Annotated in this window: 26 protein-coding genes and 1 tRNA gene; 14 read left to right on the top strand and 13 right to left on the bottom strand. The window is 64.2% G+C overall.

All coding sequences use genetic code 11. The features are described 5' to 3' along the window. Positions 1–311 precede the first annotated feature (311 nt). Entirely contained in the window at positions 312–1,832 is a 1,521-nt protein-coding gene (gene adh / locus GGR38_RS06030; RefSeq protein WP_183623691.1) for an aldehyde dehydrogenase, read from the top strand. 83 nt (positions 1,833–1,915) lie between these two features. Here the strand turns inward: adh and GGR38_RS06025 are convergent, their stop codons facing one another. The 11 genes from GGR38_RS06025 to GGR38_RS05975 form a co-directional block, all read right to left on the bottom strand. After that, positions 1,916–2,257 (bottom strand): VanZ family protein, encoded by a 342-nt coding sequence (locus GGR38_RS06025; RefSeq protein ID WP_246404277.1) that lies wholly within the window; start codon positions 2,255–2,257, stop codon positions 1,916–1,918. Between the two features lie 94 nt (positions 2,258–2,351). After that, a complete protein-coding gene (locus GGR38_RS06020) occupies positions 2,352–2,975 on the bottom strand; it encodes a hypothetical protein (RefSeq protein WP_183623687.1) in 624 nt (207 codons plus the stop codon). Beyond that, positions 2,972–4,096 (bottom strand): flavodoxin-dependent (E)-4-hydroxy-3-methylbut-2-enyl-diphosphate synthase, encoded by a 1,125-nt coding sequence (gene ispG, locus GGR38_RS06015; RefSeq protein WP_183623685.1) that lies wholly within the window; start codon positions 4,094–4,096, stop codon positions 2,972–2,974. Before ispG ends, GGR38_RS06020 begins: the two co-directional genes overlap by 4 nt. Before the next feature lie 65 nt (positions 4,097–4,161). Then, positions 4,162–4,617: a GNAT family N-acetyltransferase gene (locus GGR38_RS06010; protein WP_183623683.1), complete on the bottom strand. Its 456-nt coding sequence runs from the start codon at positions 4,615–4,617 to the stop codon at positions 4,162–4,164. Next, complete coding sequence (locus GGR38_RS06005; protein ID WP_183623681.1) at positions 4,614–5,531, bottom strand: RDD family protein; 918 nt, start codon at positions 5,529–5,531, stop codon at positions 4,614–4,616. Before GGR38_RS06005 ends, GGR38_RS06010 begins: the two co-directional genes overlap by 4 nt. Beyond that, the gene (locus tag GGR38_RS06000) at positions 5,528–6,562 is read right to left on the bottom strand and encodes a stage II sporulation protein M (protein ID WP_183623679.1); all 1,035 of its coding nucleotides are present in this window, start codon (positions 6,560–6,562) and stop codon (positions 5,528–5,530) included. The genes GGR38_RS06005 and GGR38_RS06000 overlap by 4 nt, the downstream gene beginning before the upstream one ends. After that, positions 6,559–7,905 (bottom strand): DUF58 domain-containing protein, encoded by a 1,347-nt coding sequence (locus GGR38_RS05995; protein ID WP_343059003.1) that lies wholly within the window; start codon positions 7,903–7,905, stop codon positions 6,559–6,561. Before GGR38_RS05995 ends, GGR38_RS06000 begins: the two co-directional genes overlap by 4 nt. A gap of 1 nt (position 7,906) precedes the next feature. Continuing rightward, on the bottom strand, positions 7,907–8,860 hold the full coding sequence (locus tag GGR38_RS05990; RefSeq protein ID WP_183623677.1) for an AAA family ATPase: 954 nt from the start codon (positions 8,858–8,860) through the stop codon (positions 7,907–7,909). Continuing rightward, complete coding sequence (locus GGR38_RS05985; protein WP_183623675.1) at positions 8,857–10,059, bottom strand: DUF4350 domain-containing protein; 1,203 nt, start codon at positions 10,057–10,059, stop codon at positions 8,857–8,859. The genes GGR38_RS05990 and GGR38_RS05985 overlap by 4 nt, the downstream gene beginning before the upstream one ends. Continuing rightward, the gene (locus GGR38_RS05980) at positions 10,056–10,697 is read right to left on the bottom strand and encodes a hypothetical protein (RefSeq protein WP_183623673.1); all 642 of its coding nucleotides are present in this window, start codon (positions 10,695–10,697) and stop codon (positions 10,056–10,058) included. The genes GGR38_RS05985 and GGR38_RS05980 overlap by 4 nt, the downstream gene beginning before the upstream one ends. A gap of 68 nt (positions 10,698–10,765) precedes the next feature. Beyond that, on the bottom strand, positions 10,766–11,662 hold the full coding sequence (locus tag GGR38_RS05975; RefSeq protein WP_183623671.1) for a prephenate dehydratase: 897 nt from the start codon (positions 11,660–11,662) through the stop codon (positions 10,766–10,768). Between the two features lie 217 nt (positions 11,663–11,879). Here GGR38_RS05975 and GGR38_RS05970 point away from each other — a divergent pair, with 217 nt between their 5' ends. Beyond that, complete coding sequence (locus GGR38_RS05970; protein WP_172339405.1) at positions 11,880–12,485, top strand: c-type cytochrome; 606 nt, start codon at positions 11,880–11,882, stop codon at positions 12,483–12,485. A 591-nt stretch (positions 12,486–13,076) separates the two neighbouring features. Then, positions 13,077–13,238 carry a hypothetical protein gene (locus GGR38_RS05965; RefSeq protein ID WP_183623670.1) on the top strand — a complete coding sequence of 54 codons (162 nt, stop codon included), beginning with the start codon at positions 13,077–13,079 and terminating at the stop codon, positions 13,236–13,238. Positions 13,239–14,006: 768 nt separating this feature from the next. On the opposite strand, the gene GGR38_RS05960 is transcribed toward GGR38_RS05965, so the two are convergent. After that, positions 14,007–15,017 (bottom strand): GDP-mannose 4,6-dehydratase, encoded by a 1,011-nt coding sequence (locus GGR38_RS05960; RefSeq protein WP_183623668.1) that lies wholly within the window; start codon positions 15,015–15,017, stop codon positions 14,007–14,009. A 117-nt stretch (positions 15,018–15,134) separates the two neighbouring features. Between GGR38_RS05960 and GGR38_RS05955 the strand changes: the two genes are divergently transcribed. Further along, entirely contained in the window at positions 15,135–16,136 is a 1,002-nt protein-coding gene (locus GGR38_RS05955) for a threonine aldolase family protein (RefSeq protein ID WP_183623667.1), read from the top strand. Positions 16,137–16,400: 264 nt separating this feature from the next. On the opposite strand, the gene GGR38_RS05950 is transcribed toward GGR38_RS05955, so the two are convergent. Then, entirely contained in the window at positions 16,401–17,192 is a 792-nt protein-coding gene (locus tag GGR38_RS05950) for a Rossmann-fold NAD(P)-binding domain-containing protein (protein ID WP_183623666.1), read from the bottom strand. A 78-nt stretch (positions 17,193–17,270) separates the two neighbouring features. Between GGR38_RS05950 and pepN the strand changes: the two genes are divergently transcribed. The 10 genes from pepN (at position 17,271) to GGR38_RS24615 (ending at position 26,043) form a co-directional block, all read left to right on the top strand. Beyond that, positions 17,271–19,892 (top strand): aminopeptidase N, encoded by a 2,622-nt coding sequence (gene pepN, locus GGR38_RS05945; RefSeq protein ID WP_246404275.1) that lies wholly within the window; start codon positions 17,271–17,273, stop codon positions 19,890–19,892. After that, positions 19,885–20,640: a peptidoglycan editing factor PgeF gene (gene pgeF / locus GGR38_RS05940; RefSeq protein WP_183623664.1), complete on the top strand. Its 756-nt coding sequence runs from the start codon at positions 19,885–19,887 to the stop codon at positions 20,638–20,640. Before pepN ends, pgeF begins: the two co-directional genes overlap by 8 nt. Before the next feature lie 25 nt (positions 20,641–20,665). Then, positions 20,666–20,881, top strand: coding sequence for a hypothetical protein (locus GGR38_RS05935; RefSeq protein WP_172339412.1), 216 nt, complete (start codon positions 20,666–20,668; stop codon positions 20,879–20,881). Next, positions 20,859–21,422 (top strand): ubiquinol-cytochrome c reductase iron-sulfur subunit, encoded by a 564-nt coding sequence (gene petA, locus GGR38_RS05930; protein WP_168603044.1) that lies wholly within the window; start codon positions 20,859–20,861, stop codon positions 21,420–21,422. The genes GGR38_RS05935 and petA overlap by 23 nt, the downstream gene beginning before the upstream one ends. Before the next feature lie 10 nt (positions 21,423–21,432). Then, positions 21,433–22,725, top strand: a complete 1,293-nt coding sequence (locus GGR38_RS05925) for a cytochrome b (protein WP_183623663.1) — start codon at positions 21,433–21,435, stop codon at positions 22,723–22,725. Between the two features lie 23 nt (positions 22,726–22,748). Next, positions 22,749–23,585, top strand: a complete 837-nt coding sequence (locus GGR38_RS05920; protein WP_183623661.1) for a cytochrome c1 — start codon at positions 22,749–22,751, stop codon at positions 23,583–23,585. Between the two features lie 126 nt (positions 23,586–23,711). After that, a complete protein-coding gene (locus tag GGR38_RS05915) occupies positions 23,712–24,248 on the top strand; it encodes an adenine phosphoribosyltransferase (protein ID WP_183624069.1) in 537 nt (178 codons plus the stop codon). Positions 24,249–24,341: 93 nt separating this feature from the next. Then, a tRNA-Gly gene (locus tag GGR38_RS05910) sits at positions 24,342–24,415 on the top strand. Positions 24,416–24,628: 213 nt separating this feature from the next. Beyond that, positions 24,629–25,609, top strand: a complete 981-nt coding sequence (locus GGR38_RS05905; RefSeq protein ID WP_183623659.1) for a tyrosine-type recombinase/integrase — start codon at positions 24,629–24,631, stop codon at positions 25,607–25,609. Positions 25,610–25,722: 113 nt separating this feature from the next. Further along, a complete protein-coding gene (locus GGR38_RS24615; protein WP_425497044.1) occupies positions 25,723–26,043 on the top strand; it encodes an HGGxSTG domain-containing protein in 321 nt (106 codons plus the stop codon). Positions 26,044–26,164 lie beyond the last annotated feature (121 nt).

The raw sequence follows: 26,164 nt of genomic DNA, 5'->3' as shown, positions 1-26,164 counted from the left end.
CTCGAACTCGGCCGTGAAACCTGACCGCGCCAATGGTACTAACGCTCAAGCGTTGGAAGAGTAGGTCGTCGCCAGGCATTATTGTCTGCGGTTGGGGGGCTGATTAAACCCATTCATAATGGCGGCCTGAAGGGCCGTATAACAAACCCCTCAGGGCAGGCCTTGAGGGGTTTGTTGCGTCTGAAGTGTTTGGAATATTATCAATCTTGGCGCCCTTATCCCAATGGCCAATTTCGTCTGTCTGACAATTGGTGAAAACCTCCCTCGTAGTCCCAGCGCCCGATGCTGGTGAATCGAGAGGAGCTTGCAAGATGGACGCCGTATCGGCCGATCGCCTTGGCGCAGTAGCGCCGTTTCCCGCCAAGTATGAGAATTTCATCGGCGGCAAGTGGGTAGCCCCGCGCGCGGGTCGCTATTTTGACAATATCTCGCCGATCAACGGTAAGGTGGTGTGTCAGATCGCTCGGTCGGATGCCGAGGACATCGAACTGGCGCTCGATGCCGCTCATGCCGCCAAGGACGCCTGGGGCCAGACCTCGCCTGCCGAACGTTCGCGCATCCTGCTCAAGGTTGCCGATGTGATGGAGCAGAACCTTGCCCTGCTCGCCACCGCCGAGACGTGGGACAATGGCAAGCCGATCCGCGAAACCATGGCGGCTGATGTTCCGCTGGCGATCGACCATTTCCGCTATTTCGCAGGTTGCATCCGCGCTCAGGAAGGCAGCATCGGCGAGATCGACCATGACACCGCCGCCTATCACTTCCACGAGCCGCTGGGCGTCGTGGGCCAGATCATTCCGTGGAACTTCCCGCTGCTGATGGCTGCCTGGAAGGTGGCACCTGCGCTGGCCGCTGGCAACTGTATCGTGCTCAAGCCGGCCGAGCAGACCCCGGCCTCGATCCTCGTGCTGATGGATCTGATCGGGGATATCCTGCCCGCTGGCGTGCTCAATGTCGTCAACGGCTTCGGCCTTGAAGCTGGCAAGCCGTTGGCGCAGTCCAAGCGCATTGCCAAGATCGCGTTCACCGGTGAAACCAGCACCGGCCGCCTGATCATGCAATATGCCTCGGAAAACCTGATTCCGGTCACGCTGGAGCTGGGCGGCAAGTCGCCCAACATCTTCTTCGCCGACGTCTGCAATGCCGATGATGACTTCTTCGACAAGGCGATCGAAGGCTTCGTGATGTTCGCGCTCAATCAGGGTGAAGTCTGCACCTGCCCGTCGCGCGCCCTGATCCAGGAATCCATCTACGATCAGTTCATGGAACGCGCCCTCAAGCGCGTCGAAGCCATCGTACAGGGCAGTCCGCTCGACATGGCCACCATGATCGGCGCGCAGGCCAGCCAGGAGCAGCAGGAAAAGATCCTGCGCTATATCGGCATAGGCCGTGACGAAGGCGCAGAAGTCTTGATCGGCGGCGAAGCAGGCCAACTGGGCGGCGACTTGGCCGGTGGCTATTACGTCAAGCCCACCGTGTTCAAGGGCCACAACAAGATGCGCATCTTCCAGGAGGAAATCTTTGGTCCGGTGGTCTCGACCACCACCTTTAAGACCCCCGAGGAAGCTCTGGCCATCGCCAATGATACGATGTTCGGCCTTGGCGCGGGCGTGTGGAGCCGCGACATCAACACCTGCTACCGCTTTGGCCGCGCCATTCAGGCGGGCCGCGTGTGGACCAACTGCTACCACGCCTATCCTGCCCATGCCGCTTTCGGTGGTTACAAGCAGTCGGGCATCGGCCGCGAAACCCACCGCATGATGCTGGACCACTATCAGCAGACCAAGAACCTGCTGGTCAGCTACAGCCCGAAGAAGCTTGGCTTCTTCTGATCGCTGAGGTCACAAAAAAGAAGGGCGGTGCCGGTTGGCGCCGCCCTTTCTTTATGCCCATCCGGGCCGATGCCCGTTTTCGGTCATCTTGAAGATGCTCTAAAGCGGCCGGTCAGGCCAGTGAGGGCGAGCATGGCCGATGTTGCCACCATATCGGCCACCCAATCGCGCCAGTCGCAATCACGGTGCAGTTCCGGGATCGCCTGAAACACCTCGATCAGCGCGCCAAACAGCGCCATACGTTCCAGCAGGCGCATGGCGGGCATCGCCGGATAGGCTATCCGCGCCATCAATGTCAGCACGGCAAAGGCGGTCATATGGGTGAATTTGTCGCCCATACGGTCAATCGGCATCTGAGGCGGATTGGGCGAAAGCGCCATGAAGACCGTAAAGGCCAGCAGCGGCCAGAGTGCCCAACGTGCCATATATCCAAGCTTCATAAGACCCTCGCTCCGCCCACGACCTCACGCTGCCCCTTTGCCGATCACGGGCCAAGGCGCCAATCGCGGTCAGGTTGATTTAGAATTGTTTCCCAAAGAACGCGTCGATGTTGAACCACACCTCGCGCGCCGGTTTGCCCTCGCGGGCCTTGATCGTGAATACGTCAAAATTGTGCCCGTCCTTGGGCACCAGCGCCTGCCGCTCCGGTATCAGCCCCATGGTCATCAGGGTGCGATATTCCTCGGGCACATTCACGGCGTCGAACGCGTCCTCGGCCGAGGTGCCCTTATGCCCTCCGGTGATGGAGCGCAGCAGCCCCATGGCGATCCGGTTTTGCCGTTCCGCCTCGGCGGGCTGTTCAAGCGTGCGATGGATGTGGGCGGCCATCATATGCGGCAGAAAATCGGTCCAGTCCTGCGCCATTCGGGCCTTGGCAAGCGCCAGTGCCTTGTCCGGCTCCTGCTGATAAAGTTCCTCGGCTTTTTGCCGCGTTTCCCAATTGCTGCCGAAAAATCCCGAAGCCGCGGTCGCCTGCTTGCGGAGCCAGCCATAATCGACGTCCGCATCCCCGTTCTCGGCCTTGGCAATCGCGGCTTTATACCCTGCTTCGTCAAACTTCTCTTTGGCAAAGACTGGGGTGGCGGCCAGAGCGGCCGCCGCCATGATGGCCGACGCAACGCGAACGGGGAAACGAATGGTCATTCCGCCGCTTCGGTTTCCACCTGCGCCGCTTCGATCTCGGCCGCCTTGGCCTCGACCAGCTTGACGATATGTTCGAGCATATCCTCGCTCTGCACCGTGTGGTCGGTCACGCCCGAGAGATAGACCATATGCTTGCCATTACCGCCGCCCGTCAGGCCGATGTCGGTCTCTCGCGCTTCGCCCGGCCCATTGACCACGCAGCCCAGCACCGAGAGCGAGAGCGGGGTCTTGATGTGGCTGAGGCGGGTTTCCAGCGCCTCGACGGTCTTGATGACGTCAAAGCCCTGACGCGCGCAGGAGGGGCACGAAACCACCCGCACGCCGCGCGTGCGCAGGCCCAGCGACTTGAGGATCTCAAAGCCGACGCGCACTTCTTCCTCGGGCGGGGCCGAGAGCGAAACGCGGATCGTGTCGCCGATCCCGGCCCACAGCAGGTTGCCCATGCCGATGGCGCTTTTCACGGTGCCGCCGATCAGGCCGCCCGCCTCGGTGATGCCCAGATGCAGCGGGCAATCGACCGCATCGGCCAGCCCCATATAGGCGCTGACGGCAAGGAACACGTCCGAAGCCTTCACCGCCACCTTATATTCGTGGAAGTCGTGGTCCTGAAGCAGCTTGATATGGTCGAGCGCGGATTCGATCAGCGCTTCGGGGCAGGGCTCGCCATATTTTTCCAGCAGGTCCTTTTCCAAAGACCCTGCGTTCACGCCGATGCGGATCGAGCAGCCGTTGGCCTTGGCCGCGCGCACCACTTCGGCCACGCGGTCCGACCCGCCGATATTGCCGGGATTGATGCGCAGACAGGCCGCGCCCGCATCCGCCGCTTCCAGCGCGCGCTTATAATGGAAATGGATGTCGGCCACCAAAGGCACGCGCGAGGCGCGCGCGATCTGCTTGAAGGCCGCCGTTGATTCGACATCGGGGCAGGACACGCGCACGATATCGGCGCCCGCTTCTTCGCAACGCCGGATCTGGTCGATCGTGGCCACCGCATCGCTGGTCAGCGTGTTGGTCATAGTCTGGACCGCGATGGGCGCATCGCCGCCGATGGGAACCTTGCCGACCATGATCTGACGGCTTTGACGGCGGGCGATATCACGCCAGGGACGGACTGAGGACATGGGGGCAACTCCTTTGTTCTGGCCCTATAGCGCATTGGCCCTGCGCCGCAAATGCGAAGAGGTGATTACAGATCCCGGCTCATGCACAGGCTGTAATCGTCGGTGGTGTATCCGGCAAAGGCGGGGCATTCGGAAAAGCCCTCGCTCTCATACAAGCGCCGCGCCGGGATAAAGGCATCGGGCTTGCCGGTTTCCAGCAGGACCTGCCGGTATCCGCGCCCGCGCGCCACCTCGATCAGGTGGTGCAGGATGGCCCGCCCGATGCCGCGCCCCAGATAGTCGGGCGCCACGCGCATGGATTTCAATTCGCCGCGCGTCGCATCCAGATGCCGGATCGCCCCGCATCCGGCCAGTTCCCCATCCACCCATGCCGAATAGAAAGTGACATCGCTCGCGCGCAGCCGCTCGATGGGCATCGCATGGACCTTGTCGGCGGGCGACCAGCGTTGCATCTGATCGAGATGCCAGGTCAGCAATCGGGCGATTTCCGGCCCGCTCAGGTTATCTTCGCGGATGTTCATCGCCCTGCTCCGTCAAATTTGTCCATCTTGCGCCGGCCAAAGCGCAGGCCCTGTTCGAGCCGCGCCCGCAGCGCGGTGTAATAGGCGTCGAGGAAGCGGCGGACCTCTTCGCCCTGCGGCGCGTTCCAGCCGATTTTGGCGCAGATCGCATGGGCCACCGCCTCCATCGCATCATGGTGCCCCTCGCGCAGAACCCGTTCCAGCGTCTGCAATTCATATTCGCCATAGACGGCCAGTTCGGCCGGGCCAAAGGCATAGTCGGGCGGGGCCTCATGCGCGTCCGGTTTGGCGCTCAGCGCCTGTTCCAGCCGGGCACGGGGGGCCTCGACCACCCAAGTCCCCGCGATCATGTCGCCCGCGCGCAGGCGGTCGCGGTTGAACAGGGGGAACAGCGCAAAAAGCAGAAACCACCCCGCCGCCGCCCAATTGACCATGCCCGCCGATGGGCCGCCCGCCATAGAACTGCCCAGCGCGGAAAACACCGCGATCATCGGCAGAAAGATCTCGATATCGCGCAGCAGATTGCGCGCCAGCACCATTTCCGTGGTCAGCCGCGCCCCATCGCGTGCGGCGATCCGCAGGCCCAGCATGCGTTTGCCCGGTGTCGCCCCGCGCGGCCCCAGTTCAAAGATCAGGAACCAGCCATTGCGCAGCAGAAACATCAGCGCGGTCCACAGGATGAAGAGGAATTGCGCGGCATGGCGGGCATCGGGCCGCTTCGTCCACTGGCCCAGCCCCGATTGCGTATAGACCAGCGCCAGCACCGCCCCCAGCAGGATCGCCCCGATACAGGCCAGATCCACCGCCAGCGCCCCCAGCCGCGCCGAGCGCCCCGCCAGCGTGAGGCGCAGGGTCAGCCCCTCGGGCGTGACGATCTCGCGCTGATCGGGCCGCAAGTGGCTCTGGGGGCTCATTTGCGCGCACCAAACACAAAGAAATAGACCAGCCAGAAGGTCAGCATAAAACCCCCGACGAGGAGCCTTTGCGGCGTCGCATCGATCAATTGCCGCGCAAACCCTTCGAGCATCCCGGCCACCAGCAGCATCAGCACCACGCCCAGCATCACCGGCGCGGTCCGCCGCCCTGCCGCCGCCGTGCTGGCCATCACCGAGAACTCGCCCGGAAAGGCAATGGCGCGCCCGATATGGATGCCGCCCGCCCCGGCCAGCAGGATGGCGAATAATTCCGTCGTGCCATGGATTGCGATCCATGCCGAAAAGTCGAGCAGCAGCCCCTTGCCGTGAAACAGCCAGAGCATCGCGCCCAGCATCCCGCTGTTTTGCAGCAGCAGCAGCACGCTGGGCAGGCCGATGGCAAAGCCCAGCGCGAAGCACAGGATGGCGATCTGGGCATTATGGCCGAACAGATAGGCGGCAAAGGCGGCCAGCGCGTCCTGATCCTGTCCGCCAAACAGGGTGTCGCGCAACTGCTTGGCCGATGCGCCGGGGTTGCGCTGCGGGTCTTGCCCGGCCAGCATCGCATAGAGCGAGGGATCATGGGCCACCATCATCCACCCCGCCATTACGCCCGCCACCATCAGCGCCAGCGCGATTCCGATGTCAAAGCGGATCGCGCGCACCGCCCGGCTCCACCCGCCAAGGATGAAGCCCATGAACCAGCCCCGGAAATTCTCACGCGGGCCATAGGTGATGAACCATGCCCTTTGCGCCAGCGCCTCCAGATAGGCGAGGGCTGCGGCATCGAGGCTGGTTTCGCGCGCCACGGCAAGGCTGGAGGCCAATTGGCGATACAGCACCGGCAGATCGAGCAGATCGGCATCCGACAGCCGCCGCAGCCGCCCTTTCTCCACCGCGGTGACGATGGCCTCCAGCCGCCGCCAGTCGCCCTCGCGCGCCTGGCGGAAACGGTCGGAGCGCAGGGTCGCGGGCGGGGCCGGTTGGGCCTGCGCGGGCCTTGCGCGAAAACGGGTGATCCAGTTTCTCATCCGATCCCTCCCCGGCTGCGGATGGCCATATAGGCGTCGATCAGGCGGGCGCCCACCGCGTCATGCGCGGCCTCAACCACATCGACCCCCATCGCGCGCAGCCGCATCAGCACCCATTCGCGCTGGCGCAGCAGGGCGCTGGCCGCCACCGATCCGCCCAGCGCCTCCATATCGACCACCTCGCCCCCCGCCAGCGTTTCGAGTTCCTCATCGCGCAGGCAGACGAACAGCACCCGATGGCGCGCGATCAGCCGCCCGATCGATTCGATCATCAGCTCGGCGCTGGTGGGATCGGCAAATTCGGAAAAGACCACGATGAGCGAGCGCCGCGCCAGTTGTTGGGCAAGTGTGGACAGGGCCAACGTGAAATTGGCCTCGCGCGCAGTGTAATCCAGATCGGCCGCCGCGCTGCGCAAGGCATGGAAATCGCGCGTGTCAGCCACAAAGGGCGTGGAGACGATCACCCGCGCGGCAAAGCCGAAAAGCGAGACCCGGTCGCCCGCTTTGAGCGCGACCCATGCCATTTGCAGCGCCGCGCTGACCGCCCGGTCGAGCCTTGGCAGGCCCGCCACCGGCTCGCACATCGCCGCCCCGCAATCCATCGCCAGCACGATGGGATTGTTGCGCTCGACCTCATATTCCTTGGCATAGAGATGGGCGTGGCGGGCCGAGACTTTCCAGTCAATGCGGCGGCGGTCCATGCCGGGCTGATATTCGGTCAGCGTTTCGAACATCTGCCCCTCGCCGCGCAGCCGCCGCGCGATCAGGCCCAGCGAGGCGTCGCGCAGATAGGTCTGCATCGCGGGCCCGCGCAGCGCCGCCACCGAAGGCAGCACCCGCACCGAGGCATCGACCTCATGTCGCTCGATCCGCATGGCCAGGCCCAGCGGTCCGCGCCAGCGCAGCCAGAGCGTGTTGATCGCGCCATGGCACCGGCGGCTGGGGGTGAAAGGGGCCTGCGCCTCCTCGCCGGTCAGGGTGGCGCTCAGCTTGCCCCCCGGCGCAAGGCGCGGGTCGAGAGCGAGGGCGGCCTCCATCCTTGCGGGGCGCGACAGGCGGGCGCGGATGGTGATGACAGCGCTTTGGCCGATCTCTGCCTGCGCGGGGGCGATGACATCGGCCTCCTCCAGCCGCCCGGCCAGCGCCCCGTCAACCAGCACCAGCGCCAGCAGCAACAGGCCCAGCAAGGGCGCGGCAATCCACAGGGCCGGAACAAACCCCGCCAGCACCACCGCCACCGGCCCCAGCGCGACCAGCGCCCACACGCAGCGCGGCGCGGGCGCCACGCCGGGGCGCATCAGGGCGGCCATCATCCGCAATCCGGGGGCGAGGCGACGGATCACCTCAGCGCGGCGCCTCGGTCCGGGCAATGATCTCGGCTACCAGTCCCTCGGCCTGCCTGCCCTCGATCTCGGCGGCGGGCGACAGCAGCAGGCGGTGGCGCAGCACGGCGGGGGCCAGCGCCTTCACATCATCGGGCAGCACATAATCTCGGCCCCCCAGCGCCGCGCGCGCCCGCGCCGCATGGGCCAGCAGCACGCCCGCGCGCGGGCTTGCGCCGCAGGACAGGTCGGCGCTTTCGCGCGTGGCGCGGATCAGGCGGACGATATAATCTACCAAAGGCTGGGCCAGCGTGATGCCCGCCACGGTCGCATCGGCGGCGGCCAATTGGTCGGCCGAAAGCACGGGGACAATATCGGCCGCCGGCATCTGCGCGCCATAGCGGGCGATGATCCGCGCCTCCTCCTGCGCATCGGGATAGGGGATGGTCAGCTTGAACAGGAAGCGGTCGAGCTGCGCCTCGGGCAGGGGATAGACGCCTTGGGATTCGATGGGGTTTTGCGTGGCCACCACCATGAAGTGATCGGGCAGGCGATGCGCCGTCCCGTCCAGCGTCACCCGCCGCTCCTGCATGGCTTCGAGCAGGGCTGCCTGGGTCTTGGGCGGGGTGCGGTTGATTTCATCACCCAGCAGCAGGTCGCAAAAGATCGGGCCGCGCGTCAGGGTGAACTGGCTGGTCTGGAAATTGAACAGGTTGGAGCCGAGAATATCGCCCGGCATCAGATCGGGGGTGAACTGAATGCGCCCGAATTGCAGGCCAAGCGTGGCGGCGAAACTCTGGGCCAGCAGCGTCTTGGCGGTGCCGGGCGGGCCTTCGAGCAGGACATGGCCCCGCGCGAACAGCGCCACCAGCAGATGATCGACCGCATCGACCTGTCCGACCACCGCTTGCGCGATCCTCTCGCGGATGGCCCCGGCCAGATCCGAGAGGGCGGAAAGGGAGAGGGCTTGGCTCATCGGGTCAATAACCTTTCGATGGTGTGCAACTGGCGCGCGGCGCGCAGGATTTCGGATGGGCGCCGCGCGGCGCGCAGGGCGGCGCTGGCGGCGGTATAGCTGAGGTCTGGGGCGCGGGCCAAAAGGGCGCGCTCGATGGCGGCGTCGATTCCGGCCGGGTCGCCATGGGGGGCAAGGCCCAGCGCCGCCGCGATCCGCCCCCGCGCCGCATCGGCATAGGGCGCGGGCAGCAGATGGAACCGCCGCGCCCGCGCGATCAGCCCGGCTGAATTTTCCGCCAGCGCCCGCTTGCCAAAGGCGATGTCGCGCGCCGGGGCCAAGGGCGGGCCAAAGCGCGCATAGGCCCGCCACAAGACCGCCACCCCGGCCAGAATCAGCGCCAGCGTGGCCGCCAGATAGGGCGGGGTAAAAGCCAGCGTGAGCAGGTTTGGCTGGCGCGCATGGCCGTTGAGCGTGAGGTCGAACATCACGCCCCGCTGGCCTTCGGGCAGCAGGTCGTCGATCAGGCGCAGGGTGATCTGGGCGTTTTCCTCGCGCGTGAACCCGGCGTTATTGGCCAGATCGGGCTCAAAGATCAGCGCCAGATTTTGCCCGCGATAGGTGGCGGCCAATATCCGTCCGCCCGCATCGCGCACGATGGGGTCCAGCTTGCGCCCGGTGCCCGCCATCACCCGCGCCGGATAGGGCAGGGCGGCGGTTATGCCATGGGCGTCGGTGATCGGGGCGGCGGCGGGTGCGATGCCAACGCCTACGTCATCGAGGAAGCCTTCCCATTCGGGCGTGCGCGCCTCGCCCAGCCGGACCCAGCCACCTTGCACGCCGGGCTGGTCGGTGCCGGCGTCGGTGGCCATCCATTTGGGAGTGATAATCAGCACCGGGCCATAGCGGCGATGGATGTTGACGATGCGGCTGATGTCGGCCCCCTGCGTCCAATGCGGCGGGGTCAGGATCAGCAGGCCGGGGCGGCGCAGGCCATTGTCGTCGCGGGCATAGTCGGTTTCATGGCCGGTCGCTTCGAGCAGGCGATAGAGTGCGCCATAGCCGTTGAGCCCCCGCCCGCCGCCATGCGCGCCGCCATCATTGATGTCGCCCGCGGCCACGCCCGCGCCGATCATCCACAGCATCGCCACCAGCAAGGCGCCGCCCGCCAGCACCAGCGCAAGGGCCGACAGGGGCGAAAAGGGGCTGCGGGCGCTCATGCCAGAGGGCGGGCCGCGAAGTCGGCATAAGCGGCGCGGGCGGTGGCCCAATCCTGCGCGCCAAGGGGGTGGAGCGCATAGCGCCCCTGTTCGACCAGCGCGGCGATGCGGCCAAAGGTGGCGCGGGCCGGGGCCGAGAGAAAGTCCAGCGCGGCGATTTCGCGCGCGGTGCTGGCGGGCATCAGGGCGCCGGGCCGGGCGGCTGCAATATGTTCGAGGCTGCGCAGCAGGAGCAGGTGGGTCGCCTCGTCAAAGCGGCCCTGCGCGGCCAGCGCATCGGCCTCGTCCAGCAGGGCGCGGGCGGCGGCGGCGTCGAGGTGAAACTCCGGCGCGGCGGGGGCGGGGCGGCGCATGGCCCAAAGCCCGACCCCGATCCGCCAGAGCAGCAGGGCCACGCCCAGCACCAGCAGGCCGATCAGGATCTTTTCCATCATCGGCCATGACAGGCCCAGCGCCCGGCCCACCGGCTCGAACAGATTGCGCAGGAAACGGACCAGCGCCTTGACCCAATCGGGCGTGGGCGCTGGTGTCCAGTTGGGCAGGGGGGTGAATTGCAGGTCGCGCGCATCGCGGATCGCGCGCCATGCTTGATGGACGGATTGGGCCTGATGGGCTGTTTGGGACGCCGCTGCGCTCACCTGACGTCTCTGTCCCGAATTGCCATCGCGGACAGGTTCTTACACGCCGTCAAGCGCAGCGCAAGCGATCAGCCTCTGGGACGACTTTGCGCATAGCTGCCCAGCAGGCGCAGGTCCTTGCAATGGAAGGCGACTTCTTCGAGCGCCCGGTCCACCGGTTCCTCGCCCGGTTTGCCCACGATATCGACAAAGAACATCGTGGCCGAGAAGCTGGCGCCCTTTTGATAGGATTCCAGCTTGGTCATGTTGACCCCGTTGGTGGCAAAGCCGCCCAGCGCCTTATACAGGGCCGCCGAGACATTGCGGACCTCGAAGATCATCGTGGTCATCGCGATGCCCTCGATGGTCGCGGGATCGAGCGGGGCGCGGGCCAGCACGACAAAGCGCGTGGTGTTGTCGGCGGCGTCCTCGACATTATACTCGACAATATCGAGCCCATAGAGCGAAGCTGCCAGCGCAGGCGCAATCGCGGCGGCGGCCAGATCGCCCTGTTCCTTGACAAAGGCGGCGGCCCCGGCGGTGTCGGCATAGGCCATGGGCACGATACCGCGCGCGCGCAGATAATGGCGCGACTGGCCCAGCGCCTGCGGATGGGAATAGGCGGCGGCGAAAGGACCCTTCGCGCCGGGCAGCGCCATCAGCGCATGTTCGATCGAGAGGAAATGTTCGCCCACAATCGACAGCCCGCTTTCGGGCAGCAGGAAATGAATATCGGCCACGCGGCCATGCTGGCTGTTTTCGATGGGGATGATGGCCCGGTCGGCCCGGCCTTCTTTCACCGCATCCAGCGCGTCTTCAAAGCTGAAACAGGGCAAAGGCGCGCATTGCGGCGCGTATTCCAGCGCCGCGCGGTGCGAGTTGCACCCCGGCGCGCCCTGAAACGCAATGGCGCGTGCAGGATTTTCAGCGGCTTGGGCGGTCAGTTCTTTGACCTGGATCAGAGCGGGCGTAGGATAGCTGTGCATAGCGGTCTGGCGCTTAGGCTGATTTTACGCCTCGCGCCAGTAGGCTTTGCCGATAGTCTGTTCGATGCGAATTGTATCGGGCATTGTGTTGGGTGTGGGCGGATTACTGGCGCGCGGATGAAATCCGCCTTGCGCTTGGGTTTCACGCTCTCTACACCGGAGGGCAAAACGGGTTTCGGCGTTTTGTCGAAAGCCATAATGGGACGGGGCATTGTTGATGAGCGGTCGTTTCAATACCATTGCCGGTTGGGTTTTGGGTTCTGCTGTGGTTGCGCTGGGACTATCCAGCCTGTCGGGCCACTATTTCCGCGCCGACAAGGAAAACCGCCCCGAAAACATGGGCTTTCCTATCGAAGGCGTGTCGGGGGCCAAATCCGGCCCCGCCGAGGCGCCGATCGAAGAGCTGCTGGCCAAGGCGGACCCCGCCAAGGGCGCGCAGGTTTTCGCCAAATGCGCATCGTGCCATACGATCACGGCGGGCGGCCCCAATGGGATCGGTCCGAATATTCATGGCATCCTTGGCGATGAAATCGGCCATGGGCGCGGGGGCTTTGCCTTCTCGGCCGGCCTGTCGGCCAAGGGGGGCAAGTGGGACTTTGCCCAGATGAACGAGTGGCTGAAGAATCCGCGCGCTTTTGCCGATGGCACCAAGATGACCTTTGCCGGTCTGGAATCGGCTGAGGATCGCGCGGCGGTCATGGTCTATCTGAACCAGCAAGGTTCGAACCTGCCCCTGCCTGCGGCTCCTGCTGCAGCGGCCCCGGCGGGTGATGCGGCGGCGGCTCCGGCCGATGCGGCATCGGCGGCGGAAAGCGCCAAGTAAGATCCGTTTTCAGCGGGCGTCTGGCGGGCATGGCAAATGCCCGCTGGGCGTCTGTGTTTCGCGGGCATGCCAAATGCCCGCTGGCCGGGGCGGGCGGTTTGGGCCTGCGGCAGTGGGCTTGAATGGATCAGGCCGACACCGTGGGCGCCCTTGAACACCGGGCGCGAAAGGGCCGCGTGCGCGTGCGAATGACCGGGTAGCCGCCTTGCTTCACAGCCCGATTCGGCCCAGCGGCGGATCGGGCGGCCATGACAGGCGGGCTCGCAAGGCCTGTCATGACGGTGCTTGGCCCGTCCATTCCGGTTGGCGCTTTGCGGCGTGGTCCACGGCTTTATTAACGCTTTCGCCATGATCCCGGCCCAGCGGCGCCGGCCTGAATTACCGCATCGGTCCTTATGCATCAGGGCGGTTGCGGATAGCGGGCTGAATAACCCATATGGTTTTGTGTAGGACAGATTTTTCTTATTGCGATTTGGTTCAGGTCAACGCAAGCTACCCTCGATCCGGCGCATGGGGGTTGAAACAGGGCGCCGATTCGCGGCACACTATGTCTATTCCATCAGTAGAGATATAAGCACAGGAGATGGTCCAATGGCACAAGCATGGAGCGCCGATTTTCTGATCCGCCGTATCGACCGCTGCTATCTGCTGGCCGCATGCGCCCGCCACCCGGAAAAGCGCGACCGGCACCTCAAGCGCGCCCGCCACTATCGCGGCGTGCTGGCCGATACGCAGGAGCTGGAACTGGCCTGATTTAGGCCAAGCGTTTTCCCATCAAAGGGCCGCGTAGGGTGTGATGCCTTGCGCGGCCTTTTTGGTGTTTGTGCGGGTTTTCCGGGGTTTAAGGAGGAAGGTGCCTCCGGCGGGCAAAGGGCGGAGGCCCTTTGCAATCCCGATATTGTCGGGGTCGTGCTTTGGCGGCAGCGTAACGAATGACGGTTAAGCCGCTTCGCGGGAAGAAAAGAAGGCATTTCGGAGGCGGGGCTAAAACTGCCGTTGTCTGTATGGCAACATGCGCCCACTTGCGGTCATTCCGCGACGGGAGCAATCTGATCGGATGAGCAGCCTCTATCCCGCACGGCGCATACCGCAGATAATGGTCCTGATTGGCTCCGCGTTTATGGCGGGTGCTCTTTTAGTGGCGGTTGGGCACTTCGGCTTCGGAATATCCGGCTATAATCGGGATACGGGTCAACCGTTGTCTGATTTGGCTACGGCTATTCTGGTTCTTGCTATTAGAAGCAGCGGGGTCCTTATCGTTGTGATTGGACGAGCAATGCTCCGCGCGGCCTCACGGCACAATTGCGATGAAACGATAGGCACCAACGGCAGCTAGCCACCAATCCCCGCCACAGCCAGCGCTTGGTCGCCCCCCCTTAGCCGACATTCCTTCGCCGCGCAGCGGCCCTCAAACCCACCACCTCGCCCCCAGACACAACGCCGCCCTCATAACACCCCGCCGACAATAACGGGATTGCAAAGGGCTGTTGCCCTTTGCCCGCCGGAGGCACCTAACCTCCCTTAAATCCCATGATATTCCTTATACCACTCGATAAACTTGGGCACGCCCACGTCGATGCTGGTCGTGGGGGCGTAGCCGTGGTCGCGGGCGATGGCGTCGATGTCGGCGAAGGACTGGCGTACGTCGCCCGGCTGCATGGGCTGGAAGTCGATGATGGCTTTTTTGCCGATCTGTTCTTCGAGGATTTCGACCACGCGCATCAGGTGCTCGGAACTGTGGTTGCCGATGTTGTAGAGGCGGTGGGGCTTGGTCGATCCGCCGGCTTTGACTTCGCCATCGTCGGGGGCGGGGTTGTCGAGGCTGGCGATGACGCCCGCGATGATGTCGTCGATATAGGTGAAGTCGCGGTACATGTCGCCGTTGTTGAAGACGGGGATCGGCTGTCCCGCGGCGATATTCTTGGCAAAGATCCACATCATCATGTCGGGGCGGCCCCACGGGCCATAGACGGTGAAGAAGCGCAGGCCGGTCAGCGGCAGGCGGTAGAGATGGGCATAGGTTTCGCTCATCAGCTCGTCGGCCTTTTTGGTGGCGGCATAGAGGCTGATGGGCTGGTCGACGCGGTCTTCGACGGCGAAGGGCAGTTTGGTGTTGCCGCCATAGACCGAGGAGGATGAGGCATAGACCATGTTTTCCACGCCGCGATGCCGCCCGATTTCCAGCATGTTCAAATGCCCGGCAAGGTTGGAATGCAGATAGGCGTGGGGGTTGGTGATCGAATAACGCACGCCCGCCTGCGCGCCCAGATGGACGATGCGGTCGAATTCGAGGCCATTGAGCGATTCGACGAGCGGTTCGTATTGCGAGAAGTCCTGGCGCACGAAGGTGAAGCGCCCGTTGCCTGAAGCGCCGCCCAGTTCGCGCAGGCGGGCGAGGCGGGCTTCTTTCAGCGTCACGTCGTAATAATCGTTGACCATGTCGAGGCCGATCACGCTGTCGCCGCGCGCCAGCAGTTTGACCGCAAGGCTGTAGCCGATGAAACCCGCCGCGCCCGTAACCAGAACCTTCATTGCCCAGAACCCTTTGTTAGCTTTGCCGCTCTCATATCGGGGCAAAGCTAACAAAGGGTTGGAGTCTGGTCCATCCGGCGTATTGACGCGCCCCGGCGGTATCCGCACAAACGCGCCATGCCATTCATGTCCGACAATGCCGCCCCCGTTCACCCCGCCGTATGGTCCGCGATGCAGGCCGCCGATGGGCCCCAGCCTCCTTATGACGGCGACAGTTTTAGCGCTGCGCTCGATGATGCCTTTTCCGCGCTGTTCGCTCGGCCCTGCGCCGCGATGTGGGTGGCCAGCGGGACGGCGGCCAATTGCCTCGCTCTGGCGGCGATGGTGCGACCCTACGAGGCTGTGTTGTGCCACGAACTGGCCCATATCGAGCGGGACGAATGCGGGGCGCCGGGGTTCTTCACGCATGGGGCCAAGCTGATTCTGGCGGGCGGGGATCATGCGAAAATGACGCCCGAGACCGCCCGCGCGCGGCTGGCCAGGGTGGGCGTGGGGGTGGAGCACACGCCTGTCACCGCCCTGTCCATCACGCAGGCCAGCGAGGCGGGATGCGTCTATACGCCCGGCGAGGTGGCGGCGATGGGCGCCTTCGCGCGGGAAAAGGGGCTGCGTTTCCATATGGACGGTGCGCGCTTTGCCAATGCGGTGGCGTATCTGGGATGCTCGCCCGCCGCGGCCAGTTGCGAGGGCGGGGTCGAGGCGCTCTCTTTCGGCTTTGTCAAAAACGGCGGGATGGGGGCCGAGGCGCTGGTCTTCTTCGCCCCCGACATGATCGAGGTCACCCGCTTTAACCGCAAGCGCGCCGGGCATCTGCAATCCAAGGGGCGCTATTTGGCGGCGCAGATCCTTGCCATGCTCAAAGGCGACCTGTGGCTGGACAATGCCCGCCATGCCAATGCGGCGGCAGGCGAAATCGCGGCGGCGGCAGCGGGGCGGCTGATCCATCCGGTGGAGGCCAATGAGGTCTTCGTGGCGCTCTCGGCGGCGGAAAGGGCGGCTTTGCGTGAGGCCGGATTCGCGTTTTATGACTGGGATGAGACGGCGGCGCGTTTCGTGACTGCGTGGAACAGCGATGAGGGGGAAGTGATGGCTTTGGCCAAGGCTTTGCGGGGGTTGTGAGGAAGGAAGGATGAAGATGCGAGGGGCTCGTCCCTCGCGCTCACGTTACTGTATGCGTTGCGTTTGGGCGGCGGCCTCAGGTGTCGGACGCGCCCGATGAAATAGAAAGCCTGCGGCGCGGATAGGCAGGCGCCGCAGGCTTTCAAACCCCTAACAGTGCGTCCGACACAAAAACGCCGAACCTGTGGCACACCCTATACAATAACGGGATTGCAAAGGGACAAGTCCCTTTGCCCGCCGGAGGCAAAAACGCTCGCCGGAAATCTATTTTTCCTCCTCCCAAATCCCCCGCAACCCCGCGCGATAATCGGCAAATCGGGGCCGCCACCCTAAAACCCGCCGGGCCTTGCCATTGGCCACGCGGCGGTTCTCGGCATAGAAGGCGCGTGAGGCGGGGGGCACGTCCTGCTCGGCCAGCAGGGGGGGCAGGGGGAGGCCGGAGATGCGGCAGGCTTCCTCGATGACGGCGTTTTGGGGCGCGGGCATATCGTCGGCGATATTATAGGCGCCGGGCGGGGCGGACAGGGCGGCATGGGCGGCGCCTGCGATATCCTCGACATGGATGCGGCTGAAGATCTGATCGGGCAGGTCGACGCGGTGGGCGCGGCCCTTGCGAAGGCGGTCGAAGGCGGATCGGCCCGGCCCGTATATCCCCGGCAGCCGCAGCACCCGCGCCCCGCGATCCAGCCATGCCGCATCGGCCAGCGCGCGCGCGGCGCGGCGGCCCGATCCGCCCAGCCCGACCACGGGGGCGCTTTCATCGACCCATGCCCCGCCGCAATCGCCATAGACCCCGGTGGAGGAGAGATAGCCCAGCCAGCCGATCCCGGCCAAGTCTGCGCCATAGCGCGCCAGCACGGGGTCCACCTCTTCGGCTGGTGGCACGCTGGACAAAACCGCATCGGCGCGGGCAAGCGCCGCGCGCACCCCATCCTCATCGGCGAAATCGAGCGTTCCGGCGCGGCCCGTCGCCTCGATATGCCATCCGTCAGCGGCCAGACGGCGGGTGATTGCGCGGGCGGTGTAGCCCAGACCAAAGATCAGCATGGTTTTCATGCGCGGAACCATAATCGGAAATGCGGTTAATCGGAAATACTGGCATTCGGAAAGGCTTGGCCTAATAAGGAAGGCATGATGGATGCCGTACTCACCCAATCCGCCCCCTTTGCGAACCAGCCCGCCGTGATCCGCCGCGAGGATTATCTGCCGCCTGCATGGCTGGTGCCGCAGGTCGATCTGGAATTTCGCCTCGGGCTTGAGGAAACGCGGGTGCGCGCGCAATTGTCCGTACGCCGCAATCCCGCCGAGCAGGGCGATCAGACGATCCGCCTGAAGGGCGACGGGCTGACCGCCTTGCTGGTCGAGGTGGACGAGGTGGTGCGCAATGACTGGCGGATGGAGGGGGACGATCTGCTGATCGATCTGGCCGACGACAATCATGAGATCGTGGTGGAAACCGCGATTCACCCCGCCGCCAACAGCCAGTTGATGGGCCTTTACGCCTCGGGCGGGATGCTTTGCACGCAATGCGAGGCCGAAGGCTTTCGCCGCATCGCCTTTCACCCCGACCGCCCCGATGTGCTGAGCATCTATCGCGTGCGGATGGAGGGCAGCCGCGAGGCTTTCCCGATCCTGCTGTGCAACGGCAATCCGGTGGCGCAGGGCGATTGCGGCGATGGCAACCATTGGGCCGAATGGCACGATCCATGGCCCAAGCCGTCCTATCTGTTTGCCTTGGTGGCGGGCGATCTGGTGGCCACGACCGACCATTTCACCACGATGGAGGGGCGCGAGGTCACGCTCAACATCTATACCCGCAAGGGCGATGAGGGGCGGACCGATCATGCGATGCGCAGCCTGATCAACTCGATGAAATGGGACGAGGAGGTCTTTGGCCGTGCCTATGACCTTGATCTGTTCAACATCGTGGCCGTGTCCGATTTCAACATGGGGGCGATGGAGAACAAGGGGCTCAACGTCTTCAACACCCGCTATGTTCTGGCCGATCCGGATACGGCGACCGATGGCGATTATGACGCGGTGGAAGGCGTGATCGGCCATGAATATTTCCACAACTGGTCGGGCAATCGCATCACCTGTCGCGACTGGTTCCAACTGAGCCTGAAAGAAGGCTTTACCGTGCTGCGCGATCAGATGTTCAGCGCGGATATGGGGTCCGAGCCGGTCAAGCGCATCGAGGATGTGCGGATTTTGCGCAGCGCCCAGTTCCCTGAAGACAGCGGGCCTTTGGCCCATCCGATCCGGCCCGATTCCTATCAGGAAATCAGCAATTTCTATACCGCGACCGTTTATAACAAGGGCGCCGAGGTGATCCGCATGATGCGGGTGATGGCCGGGGCAGAGCGTTTCCGCAAAGGCACCGACCTCTATTTCGCGCGCCACGATGGCGAGGCGGCGACGTGTGAGGATTTCATCCGGGCGATTGAGGAAGGCGCGGGGCTGGACCTCACGCAATTCCGCCTGTGGTATGCGCAGGCCGGGACGCCGCGCGTGGGGATCAGCTTTACCCATGAGGGCGAGGAGGCGGTGCTGCGCCTGAGCCAGCAAGTGCCGCCCACGCCGGGGCAGCCGGACAAATTGCCGGTGCCGATCCCGCTGCGCCTTGCGCTGTTTGATCCGGCCACGGGCGCGCATCGCGGCGAGGAGCTGATCGTGATGACCGCCGCGCAGGAGGAGCATCGCTTCTCCGGCTGGCCCACGCGCCCGGTGCTGTCCATAAACCGGGGCTTTTCCGCGCCGGTGACCATCGAGGCGGACACGAGTCTGGATGATCTGGTGTTTCTGGCCGCGCATGATGATGATCCCTTTGCCCGCTATGAGGCGATGCAGAGCCTGATGGTGCGCCATCTGGTCGCGGCCGCTTCGGGCGCGATGGACGAGGAGCGCCGCGCCGCCGAGCGTGCGGCGATTGGCGCGGCGGTGCTGGCGATCCTGAACGATCCCGCCATCGACGATCTGATGCGCGGCGAACTTCTGATCCTGCCGCCCTATGCCTATCTGGCCGAGCAATTGCCGGTGGTTGATCCGGGCCTGCTGCATGGCGAGCGCGAGGGCTTGAAGGCATGGTTGGGCCGCGAATTGGGCGAGGCCTTTGCCGCGCTGCATGACCGGGCGAGCGCGGTGCCTTTCGGGCTGGACGCGGCGGCCAAGGGCGCGCGCAAGGTCAAGACGCAGGCGCTTGTCTATCTGGCCGCAGCGCAGGGGGCCGACGCCGCCCCGCGCGCCGCCGCGCAATATGATGCCGCCACCAACATGACCGACCGTCAGGGCGCGCTGATGGTGCTGTGCGGATTGGACAGTCCGCTGCGCGAGGAAAAGCTGGCCGACTTCCACAAGCGGCACGAGGGCAATGCGCTGGTGATCGACAAGTGGTTCTCGCTTCAGGCCGGATCGCTGCATCCCGATGTGCTGGATCATGTGAAGGCGCTGGCCGGGCATCCTGATTTCACCATCCACAATCCCAACCGGGCGCGGGCGCTGTATATGGCGCTGGCGGTCAATCCGGCAGGCTTCCATGATGCGGGGGGCGAGGGCTATCGTCTGATCGGGGACCTCATCCTCGCGCTTGACCCGATCAATGCCCAGACGGCAGCGCGTTTCGTGCCCTCGCTGGGCCGCTGGCGGCGGGTGGAGGCGGGGCGCAGCGCTTTGATGAAGGCGCAGTTGGAGCGGATTCTGGCCACGCCCGGCCTGTCGAAGGATGTGTTTGAACAGGTGAGCAAGAGCCTTGGTTGAGGTCATCAAAGCCGCCGCCTTGGGCGCGGTGCCGCACGGGTTTCTCGGGCGGCGCGGGGGCGTGTCGGTGGGCGCGGTGGCGGGGCTGAATGTTGGCCTGGGCAGTGCGGATGATCCGGCGGCGGTGGCGCAAAACCGGCGGCTGGCGGCCGATAGCGTGCTGCCCGGTGCGTTTTTGGCGACATGCTATCAGGTGCATTCGGCGCTCTGTGTGGTGGCGCAGGAATGGGCGGATGCCGAGCGCCCCCATGCCGATGCGCTGGTGACCGACCGGCGCGGGATTGTGTTGGGCGTGCTGACGGCCGATTGCGCGCCGGTGCTGTTTGCCGATAGCGAGGCTGGCGTGGTGGGCGCGGCCCATGCCGGGTGGAAGGGCGCCTTTACGGGTGTTTGCGAGGCCACGGTCGATGCGATGGAGGCCTTGGGCGCGCGGCGCGAAAGAATTGCGGCCGCCATCGGGCCTTGCATCGCACAAAAATCCTATGAGGTGGACGAGGCTTTTCGTGCGCGCTTCCTGGCGCAGGCCGCGCGCCACGAGCGTTTCTTTATGGCCGGGCGCGAGGGGCATTATCAATTCGCGCTCGAAGCCTATGTCGCTGATCGACTGGCGGAATATGGCGTCGGCGCGGTTGAGGGGCTGGGGCTGGACACCTATGCCGATGCCGACCGATTCTATTCCTTTCGCCGCGCCACCCATGCGGGCGAGGCCGACTATGGCCGCCAGATCGCGCTGATCGGGCGGGGTTGAGACAAAAGGTCAAAGAAAAAGGCCATTGGCAGCACTGGTTTTGATGTTTATCAAAACCAAAAAAGCCGGTGACCGTATGGGACAAACCACACGGATCGCGGGGGAGAAGATTCCTGACGATACCGTATTGCAGCTTTATGCTGTGATCGCGATGATGTTCATTCGTTTTTTCGGTCCTGCGGCCCGCATGGACCATTGGTGCAAGGCAAGGGTCAAACATGACAGAAACTGCTGTTGCTGAAAGTCCCAACGATACGGCGCAGGGGGTGCGTCGGCGGGACTTCATCTATGTGGCTGCCACGGGTGCGGCAGGCGTTGGCGCAGCCAGCGTTCTGGTGCCCCTGATCAGCCAGATGGCCCCCTCGGCTGACGTGCTGGCCGAAAGCTCGACCGAGATCGACATCGGCTCGATCCAGCCCGGACAGGCGATCAAGGCGGTGTTTCACAAGCAGCCGGTGTTTGTGCGCCGGTTGACGCCGGTTGAAATCGCCGAAGCGAAGAAGGTGGACGTGGCATCCTTGCGCGATCCGCAAAGCCTTGAGGACCGCACCAAGAAGGGCAAGGAAGAGTGGCTCATCACCATGGGCGTCTGCACCCATCTGGGCTGCGTGCCGCTGGGCGCGGGCGAGGGCGAGGTGAAGGGCGAGTTCGGGGGCTATTTCTGCCCCTGCCATGGCTCGACCTATGACACTGCCGCGCGCATCCGCAAGGGTCCGGCCCCGAAGAATCTCGAGGTGCCGCCTTATGAATTTACCAGCGACACTGTCGTGAAGATCGGGTGAGGAAGACGCGATGAGCTTTCCATGGGCGAATGAATATAAGCCGAGCCACCCGGCGATGGTGTGGCTGGACGAAAAGCTGCCTTTGCCGCGCTTTGTCTATAATGCGATCGGGGCCGGTTATCCGGTGCCGCGCAACCTGAACTATATGTATAATTTCGGCGTTCTGGCCGGTTTCTGTCTGGTGATCCAGATTGTGACGGGCGTCGTGCTGGCCATGCATTATGCGGCCAACACGGGCGTGGCCTTCAATTCGACCGAACATATCATGCGCGATGTCAACTGGGGCTGGATGCTGCGCTATGGCCATGCCAATGGCGCCTCGGCCTTCTTTGTCGTGGTCTATTTCCATATTTTCCGCGGCTTTTTCTACGGGTCATACAAGGCCCCGCGCGAGATGATCTGGTTGCTCGGCGTTGCCATCTTCCTGCTGATGATGGCCACCGCCTTCATGGGCTATGTGCTGCCCTGGGGTCAGATGTCCTATTGGGGCGCGAAGGTGATCACCGGCCTGTTCGGCGCGATCCCACTGGTGGGCGAGCCGATCCAGACCTGGCTGCTGGGCGGGTTTGCGCCCGATCAGGCCGCGCTTAACCGCTTCTTCTCGCTGCACTTTCTGCTGCCCTTCGTCATTCTGGGCGTGGTGATCCTGCATATCTGGGCGCTGCATATCCCCGGTTCGACCAACCCGACGGGCGTTGAGGTGAAGCAGGAATCGGACACCGTGCCGTTCCACCCCTATTACACCGCCAAGGACGGGTTCGGCCTGGGCGTGTTCCTGATCTTCTATTGCGCGATGCTGTTCTTTGCGCCCAACGCGCTGGGCCACCCGGACAATTACATTCCGGCCAACCCGATGCAGACGCCTGCGCATATCGTGCCGGAATGGTATTTCTGGCCCTTCTACGCGATCCTGCGCGCCTTTACCCAGAACTTCCTGTTCTTCCCGGCCAAGCTGATGGGCGTGCTGGCGATGTTCAGCTCGATTCTGGTGTGGTTCCTGCTGCCCTGGCTGGACAAGTCGCCGGTGCGTTCGGGCCATTTCCGCCCGACCTTCCGCAAGTTCTTCTGGCTGCTGGTGATTGACGTGGCGGTGCTGGGCTATTGCGGCGGTTCGCCGGCCGAAGAGCCCTATGTGATCATCAGCCAGATCGCGGCGCTCTATTACTTCGCCCACTTCTTCATCATCCTGCCGCTCGTCTCGATGACGGAAAAGCCGCTGCCGCTGCCTTTCTCGATCACCGAAGCCGTGCTGGGGGCCGATGAAGCCGCCGCTTTGGCTCCCTCTGCGGCCCCGGCCGAATAAGCGAGCGAGGATAGAGAGACATCATGATCCGTATCTTTTCCATGCTCGTGGGCGCCTTCTTCTCGCTGGCCCTGTTGTGGTCGGCGGGCAAGGGCACCGTGGCCTATATTTCCGAGCCGCCCGCCAAGACGGTCGAGGCCGAATTCCATCAGCACCCCAAGGCGCTGAGCCTGTCTTCGGACGGGGCCTTCGGCAAATTCGACCGTCAGCAGCTTCAGCGCGGCTTTCAGGTCTATTCCGAGGTCTGCGCGACGTGTCATGCGATCAAGCAGGTGTCCTATGGCGACCTGCGCGAGCTGGGCTATAACGAAGCCGAAGTGAAGGCGATTGCCGCCAAGGCGCAGGTGCCCGAATATAACCCCGCCACCGGCGAGGTGAAGCAGCACCCGGGCGCGCTCAAGGACCACTTCCCGCCGGTCGTCTATGGCGGCGCGGGCAGCCCGCCCGACCTCTCGCTGATCGCCAAGGCGCGTCATGGCGGGGCGGCCTATATCTACTCGCTGCTGACCGGCTATGCCGATCAGGCGGGATATAAGAACGAAAAGGGCGAGGAACTGCTCAAGAAGTTCCCCGATGCCAAGACGCCTGACGGCTTGTTCTTCAACCCGTACTTCGCCAACCTGAACATCGCCATGCCTCAGCCGCTCGTGTCGGATGGTCAGGTGAGCTATAAGGACGGCACCAAGGCGAGCGTCGACCAGATGGCGCAGGACGTCTCAGCCTTCCTCGTGTGGACCGCCGAACCCAAGCTGGAGAAGCGCCACCAGACCGGTTGGCCGGTGCTTGGTTTCCTGATCTTCGCCACGGTGCTGGCCTATATGGCCTATCGCACCGTCTGGGCGGAGAAGAAGGGGCACTAAGCCTTTCCTAGATGGAAATGAAGGCGCCCCCTGCATCACGCGATGCGGGGGGCGCTTTCGTTTTGGAGGCAAATGACTTTTTCATGTCGCCAAATCGGTCTATAGGGCCGGGTCATGACACTGCCCATGACACCTGACGACATGAAATCGCTCGTCCGCTCGATCCCCGATTTTCCCAAGCCGGGCATCCTGTTCCGCGACATCACCACCTTGATCGGCCATGGTGAGGGCTTTGCCGCCAGCGTTGCCTTGTTGGCCGACCGCGCGGCAGAAGCGGGCGCGCAGGCGATCGCGGGCCTTGAGGCGCGCGGCTTCATCTTTGGCGCGGCGGTGGCCGCCCGGCTGGGTCTGCCCTTCATCCCCGTGCGCAAGCCGGGCAAGCTGCCCGTACCGGTGCTGGCCATCGATTATGCGCTGGAATATGGCACCGACACGCTGGAGGTCGATCCCGGCGCGGTGGCGCAGAGCCAGAAGGTGGTCATCGTTGACGATCTGATCGCGACCGGCGGCACCGCCTGCGCCGCGCTGACCCTGCTGCGCCGCGCGGGCGCGGTGGTGGACGAGGCGCTTTTCGTCATCGACCTGCCCGACCTTGGCGGCGCCGAGCGGCTGCGCGCGGCGGGGGTTGCGGTGCGCCCGATCATGGATTTCCCCGGCCATTGATGTTTTGCATCGGCGCAGGCGCTTGACGGCGCCGCGCCCGCATGGCAAGCGCGTCCGCACCACAGCGCCAGCCCAAGTGCGGCGCGCCCATGAGCGGGTATAGCATAGTGGTAATGTCCTAGCCTTCCAAGCTAGTCAGGCGGGTTCGATTCCCGCTACCCGCTCCACTTTCCAAACCATACACGTTCGCAGACGTCTGGACAAAGCCCGGAAATCCGCGATATTTCAGCATAAACCGGCCAGCCGCGTTTGTTCCCGTTCGCTAACAGTCACCCGCTGTTGGGGGTATATCTGGGGGGGTATTCGCCAAAGGCCAATTCGATACCCCCTCTTGTGGGGGTATTCCGGGGGTATCGCCCCGGTTTGCTGGGGTTTTGCCAATGGCGCTTACTGATGTTGCGATCCGAAATGCCAAGCCGGGAGCAAAGCCGGTCAAGATGGGCGATAGCGGCGGGCTGTTCCTCTATATCACGCCTGCCGGGGGCAAACTCTGGCGGTTGAAATATCGGGTGGATGGCAAGGAGAAATTGCTCTCCATCGGGGCCTATCCCGAAATCAGCCTTAGCGATGCGCGCAAGCGGCGCGATGAGGCACGCGCGCTAGTGGCCGCTGGCAAAGACCCTTCGCGGGAAAAGCAGCGGGCGAAACTGCAATCGCGTGTGGAGGCCGACAACACGTTTCAGGCCATATCGGGCGAGTATTGCGGCAAGCGCAAGCGGGATGGGGATAAGGCATGGTCGCCCGCCACCGCCACACGCAGCGAGTATCTGTTGAGCCTTTTGAACCCTTCCATCGGCAAGATGCCGATTGCCGAGATTGAGCCAGCCGACATTCTGGGCGCCGTCCGTAAGATTGAAGGCAAGGGCAATCTGGAGAGCGCCCGCCGGACCCTGCAACTGGCCAGCATGGTCTTTCGCTATGCCGTGGCGACCGCCCGCCTGCGCTCTGATCCTACCCGCGATCTGAAAGGCGCGCTGACCGCTCCCAAGGTGACGCATTATGGCGCGATCCTAGAGGCCAAGAAGGTGGGCGCGTTGCTGCGCGCGATTGATGGCTATGAGGGGTTGGGTCTGACCAAGCTGGCCTTGCAGATTGCCCCGCATGTTTTCGTGCGCCCCGGCGAATTGCGCCATGCCGAATGGGGCGAGTTTGATCTGGAGGGCGCGCTCTGGATCATTCCGGCGGAAAAGATGAAGATGCGCAAGGCCCACCATGTCCCGCTGTCCAGTCAGGCCGTGGCGCTGTTCAAAGAGGTGCAGGCGGTGACGGGACCGGCGGGCTATGTGTTCCCATCGGTGCGCACCCGCGCGCGGCCTATGAGCGAGAACACGCTGAACGCCGGTTTGCGGCGGCTGGGCTAGCCGCGCCACGCTGGAGGCTCTGGCCAAGCTACACGCCCCGCGCGAACAGACCGTGCGCCACGTTCACGTCAATCAGGGCGGGCAGGCGGTGATTGCCGATCAATTCCACCACCATGCGGGCGAGCAAACGGGGGGCCAACAAAATGAACAATCAAGCGAACAACCCTATGCACCCGATGGAACCGCTGGAGGCCCGGCTGGCTAAAGCGCCGCGCTGCCTGGCCCGGACCCGATCTGGCAAGCCTTGCCAGTCGCCAGCGGTGAAGGGGGCGAAAAGATGCCGGATGCACGGGGGCGGCAAGAATAGAGAGGGCAGGGGCAGCGGCGCCCCGGCTGGCAATTGCAACGCCATGAAGCACGGCGCGCGATCTGCCGAGACGCGCAAGATAATGGCGATGGTGCGGGCTTGGGATAAACTCCCTAAGGAAAGCTAAGCTGGGCCGCCGGAGGATCGCAGGACTGAGGTGCTGCCGGTTTGATGGACACCGAGATAAGGTGTTTTCATCGAACGGAGAGCATCGATGCAACGAAGGAAGTTTAGCCGTGAGTTCAAGC

This window comes from Novosphingobium sediminicola, assembly GCF_014196525.1.
GTDB lineage: Bacteria > Pseudomonadota > Alphaproteobacteria > Sphingomonadales > Sphingomonadaceae > Novosphingobium > Novosphingobium sediminicola.
Note: the sequence above shows the minus strand (reverse complement) of the source record. Positions and strands in the feature narration are given on the sequence as shown.

What these genes read in the sequence shown, in the direction of transcription:
- GGR38_RS06000 (WP_183623679.1), bottom strand. Translation starts at nt 6,562, where the DNA reads ATGAGAAACTGGATCACCCGTTTTCGCGCAAGGCCCGCGCAGGCCCAA.
- GGR38_RS06010 (WP_183623683.1), bottom strand. Translation starts at nt 4,617, where the DNA reads ATGAACATCCGCGAAGATAACCTGAGCGGGCCGGAAATCGCCCGATTG.
- GGR38_RS06005 (WP_183623681.1), bottom strand. Translation starts at nt 5,531, where the DNA reads ATGAGCCCCCAGAGCCACTTGCGGCCCGATCAGCGCGAGATCGTCACG.
- GGR38_RS05950 (WP_183623666.1), bottom strand. Translation starts at nt 17,192, where the DNA reads ATGAAAACCATGCTGATCTTTGGTCTGGGCTACACCGCCCGCGCAATC.
- GGR38_RS05965 (WP_183623670.1), top strand. Translation starts at nt 13,077, where the DNA reads ATGGCACAAGCATGGAGCGCCGATTTTCTGATCCGCCGTATCGACCGC.
- petA (WP_168603044.1), top strand. Translation starts at nt 20,859, where the DNA reads ATGACAGAAACTGCTGTTGCTGAAAGTCCCAACGATACGGCGCAGGGG.
- GGR38_RS05915 (WP_183624069.1), top strand. Translation starts at nt 23,712, where the DNA reads ATGACACCTGACGACATGAAATCGCTCGTCCGCTCGATCCCCGATTTT.
- GGR38_RS05925 (WP_183623663.1), top strand. Translation starts at nt 21,433, where the DNA reads ATGAGCTTTCCATGGGCGAATGAATATAAGCCGAGCCACCCGGCGATG.
- GGR38_RS24615 (WP_425497044.1), top strand. Translation starts at nt 25,723, where the DNA reads ATGCGGGCGAGCAAACGGGGGGCCAACAAAATGAACAATCAAGCGAAC.
- adh (WP_183623691.1), top strand. Translation starts at nt 312, where the DNA reads ATGGACGCCGTATCGGCCGATCGCCTTGGCGCAGTAGCGCCGTTTCCC.
- GGR38_RS06025 (WP_246404277.1), bottom strand. Translation starts at nt 2,257, where the DNA reads ATGGCACGTTGGGCACTCTGGCCGCTGCTGGCCTTTACGGTCTTCATG.
- pepN (WP_246404275.1), top strand. Translation starts at nt 17,271, where the DNA reads ATGGATGCCGTACTCACCCAATCCGCCCCCTTTGCGAACCAGCCCGCC.
- GGR38_RS05920 (WP_183623661.1), top strand. Translation starts at nt 22,749, where the DNA reads ATGATCCGTATCTTTTCCATGCTCGTGGGCGCCTTCTTCTCGCTGGCC.
- ispG (WP_183623685.1), bottom strand. Translation starts at nt 4,096, where the DNA reads ATGTCCTCAGTCCGTCCCTGGCGTGATATCGCCCGCCGTCAAAGCCGT.
- GGR38_RS05955 (WP_183623667.1), top strand. Translation starts at nt 15,135, where the DNA reads ATGCCATTCATGTCCGACAATGCCGCCCCCGTTCACCCCGCCGTATGG.
- GGR38_RS05960 (WP_183623668.1), bottom strand. Translation starts at nt 15,017, where the DNA reads ATGAAGGTTCTGGTTACGGGCGCGGCGGGTTTCATCGGCTACAGCCTT.
- GGR38_RS05985 (WP_183623675.1), bottom strand. Translation starts at nt 10,059, where the DNA reads ATGAGCGCCCGCAGCCCCTTTTCGCCCCTGTCGGCCCTTGCGCTGGTG.
- GGR38_RS05905 (WP_183623659.1), top strand. Translation starts at nt 24,629, where the DNA reads ATGGCGCTTACTGATGTTGCGATCCGAAATGCCAAGCCGGGAGCAAAG.
- GGR38_RS05975 (WP_183623671.1), bottom strand. Translation starts at nt 11,662, where the DNA reads ATGCACAGCTATCCTACGCCCGCTCTGATCCAGGTCAAAGAACTGACC.
- GGR38_RS05990 (WP_183623677.1), bottom strand. Translation starts at nt 8,860, where the DNA reads ATGAGCCAAGCCCTCTCCCTTTCCGCCCTCTCGGATCTGGCCGGGGCC.
- GGR38_RS06020 (WP_183623687.1), bottom strand. Translation starts at nt 2,975, where the DNA reads ATGACCATTCGTTTCCCCGTTCGCGTTGCGTCGGCCATCATGGCGGCG.
- GGR38_RS05970 (WP_172339405.1), top strand. Translation starts at nt 11,880, where the DNA reads ATGAGCGGTCGTTTCAATACCATTGCCGGTTGGGTTTTGGGTTCTGCT.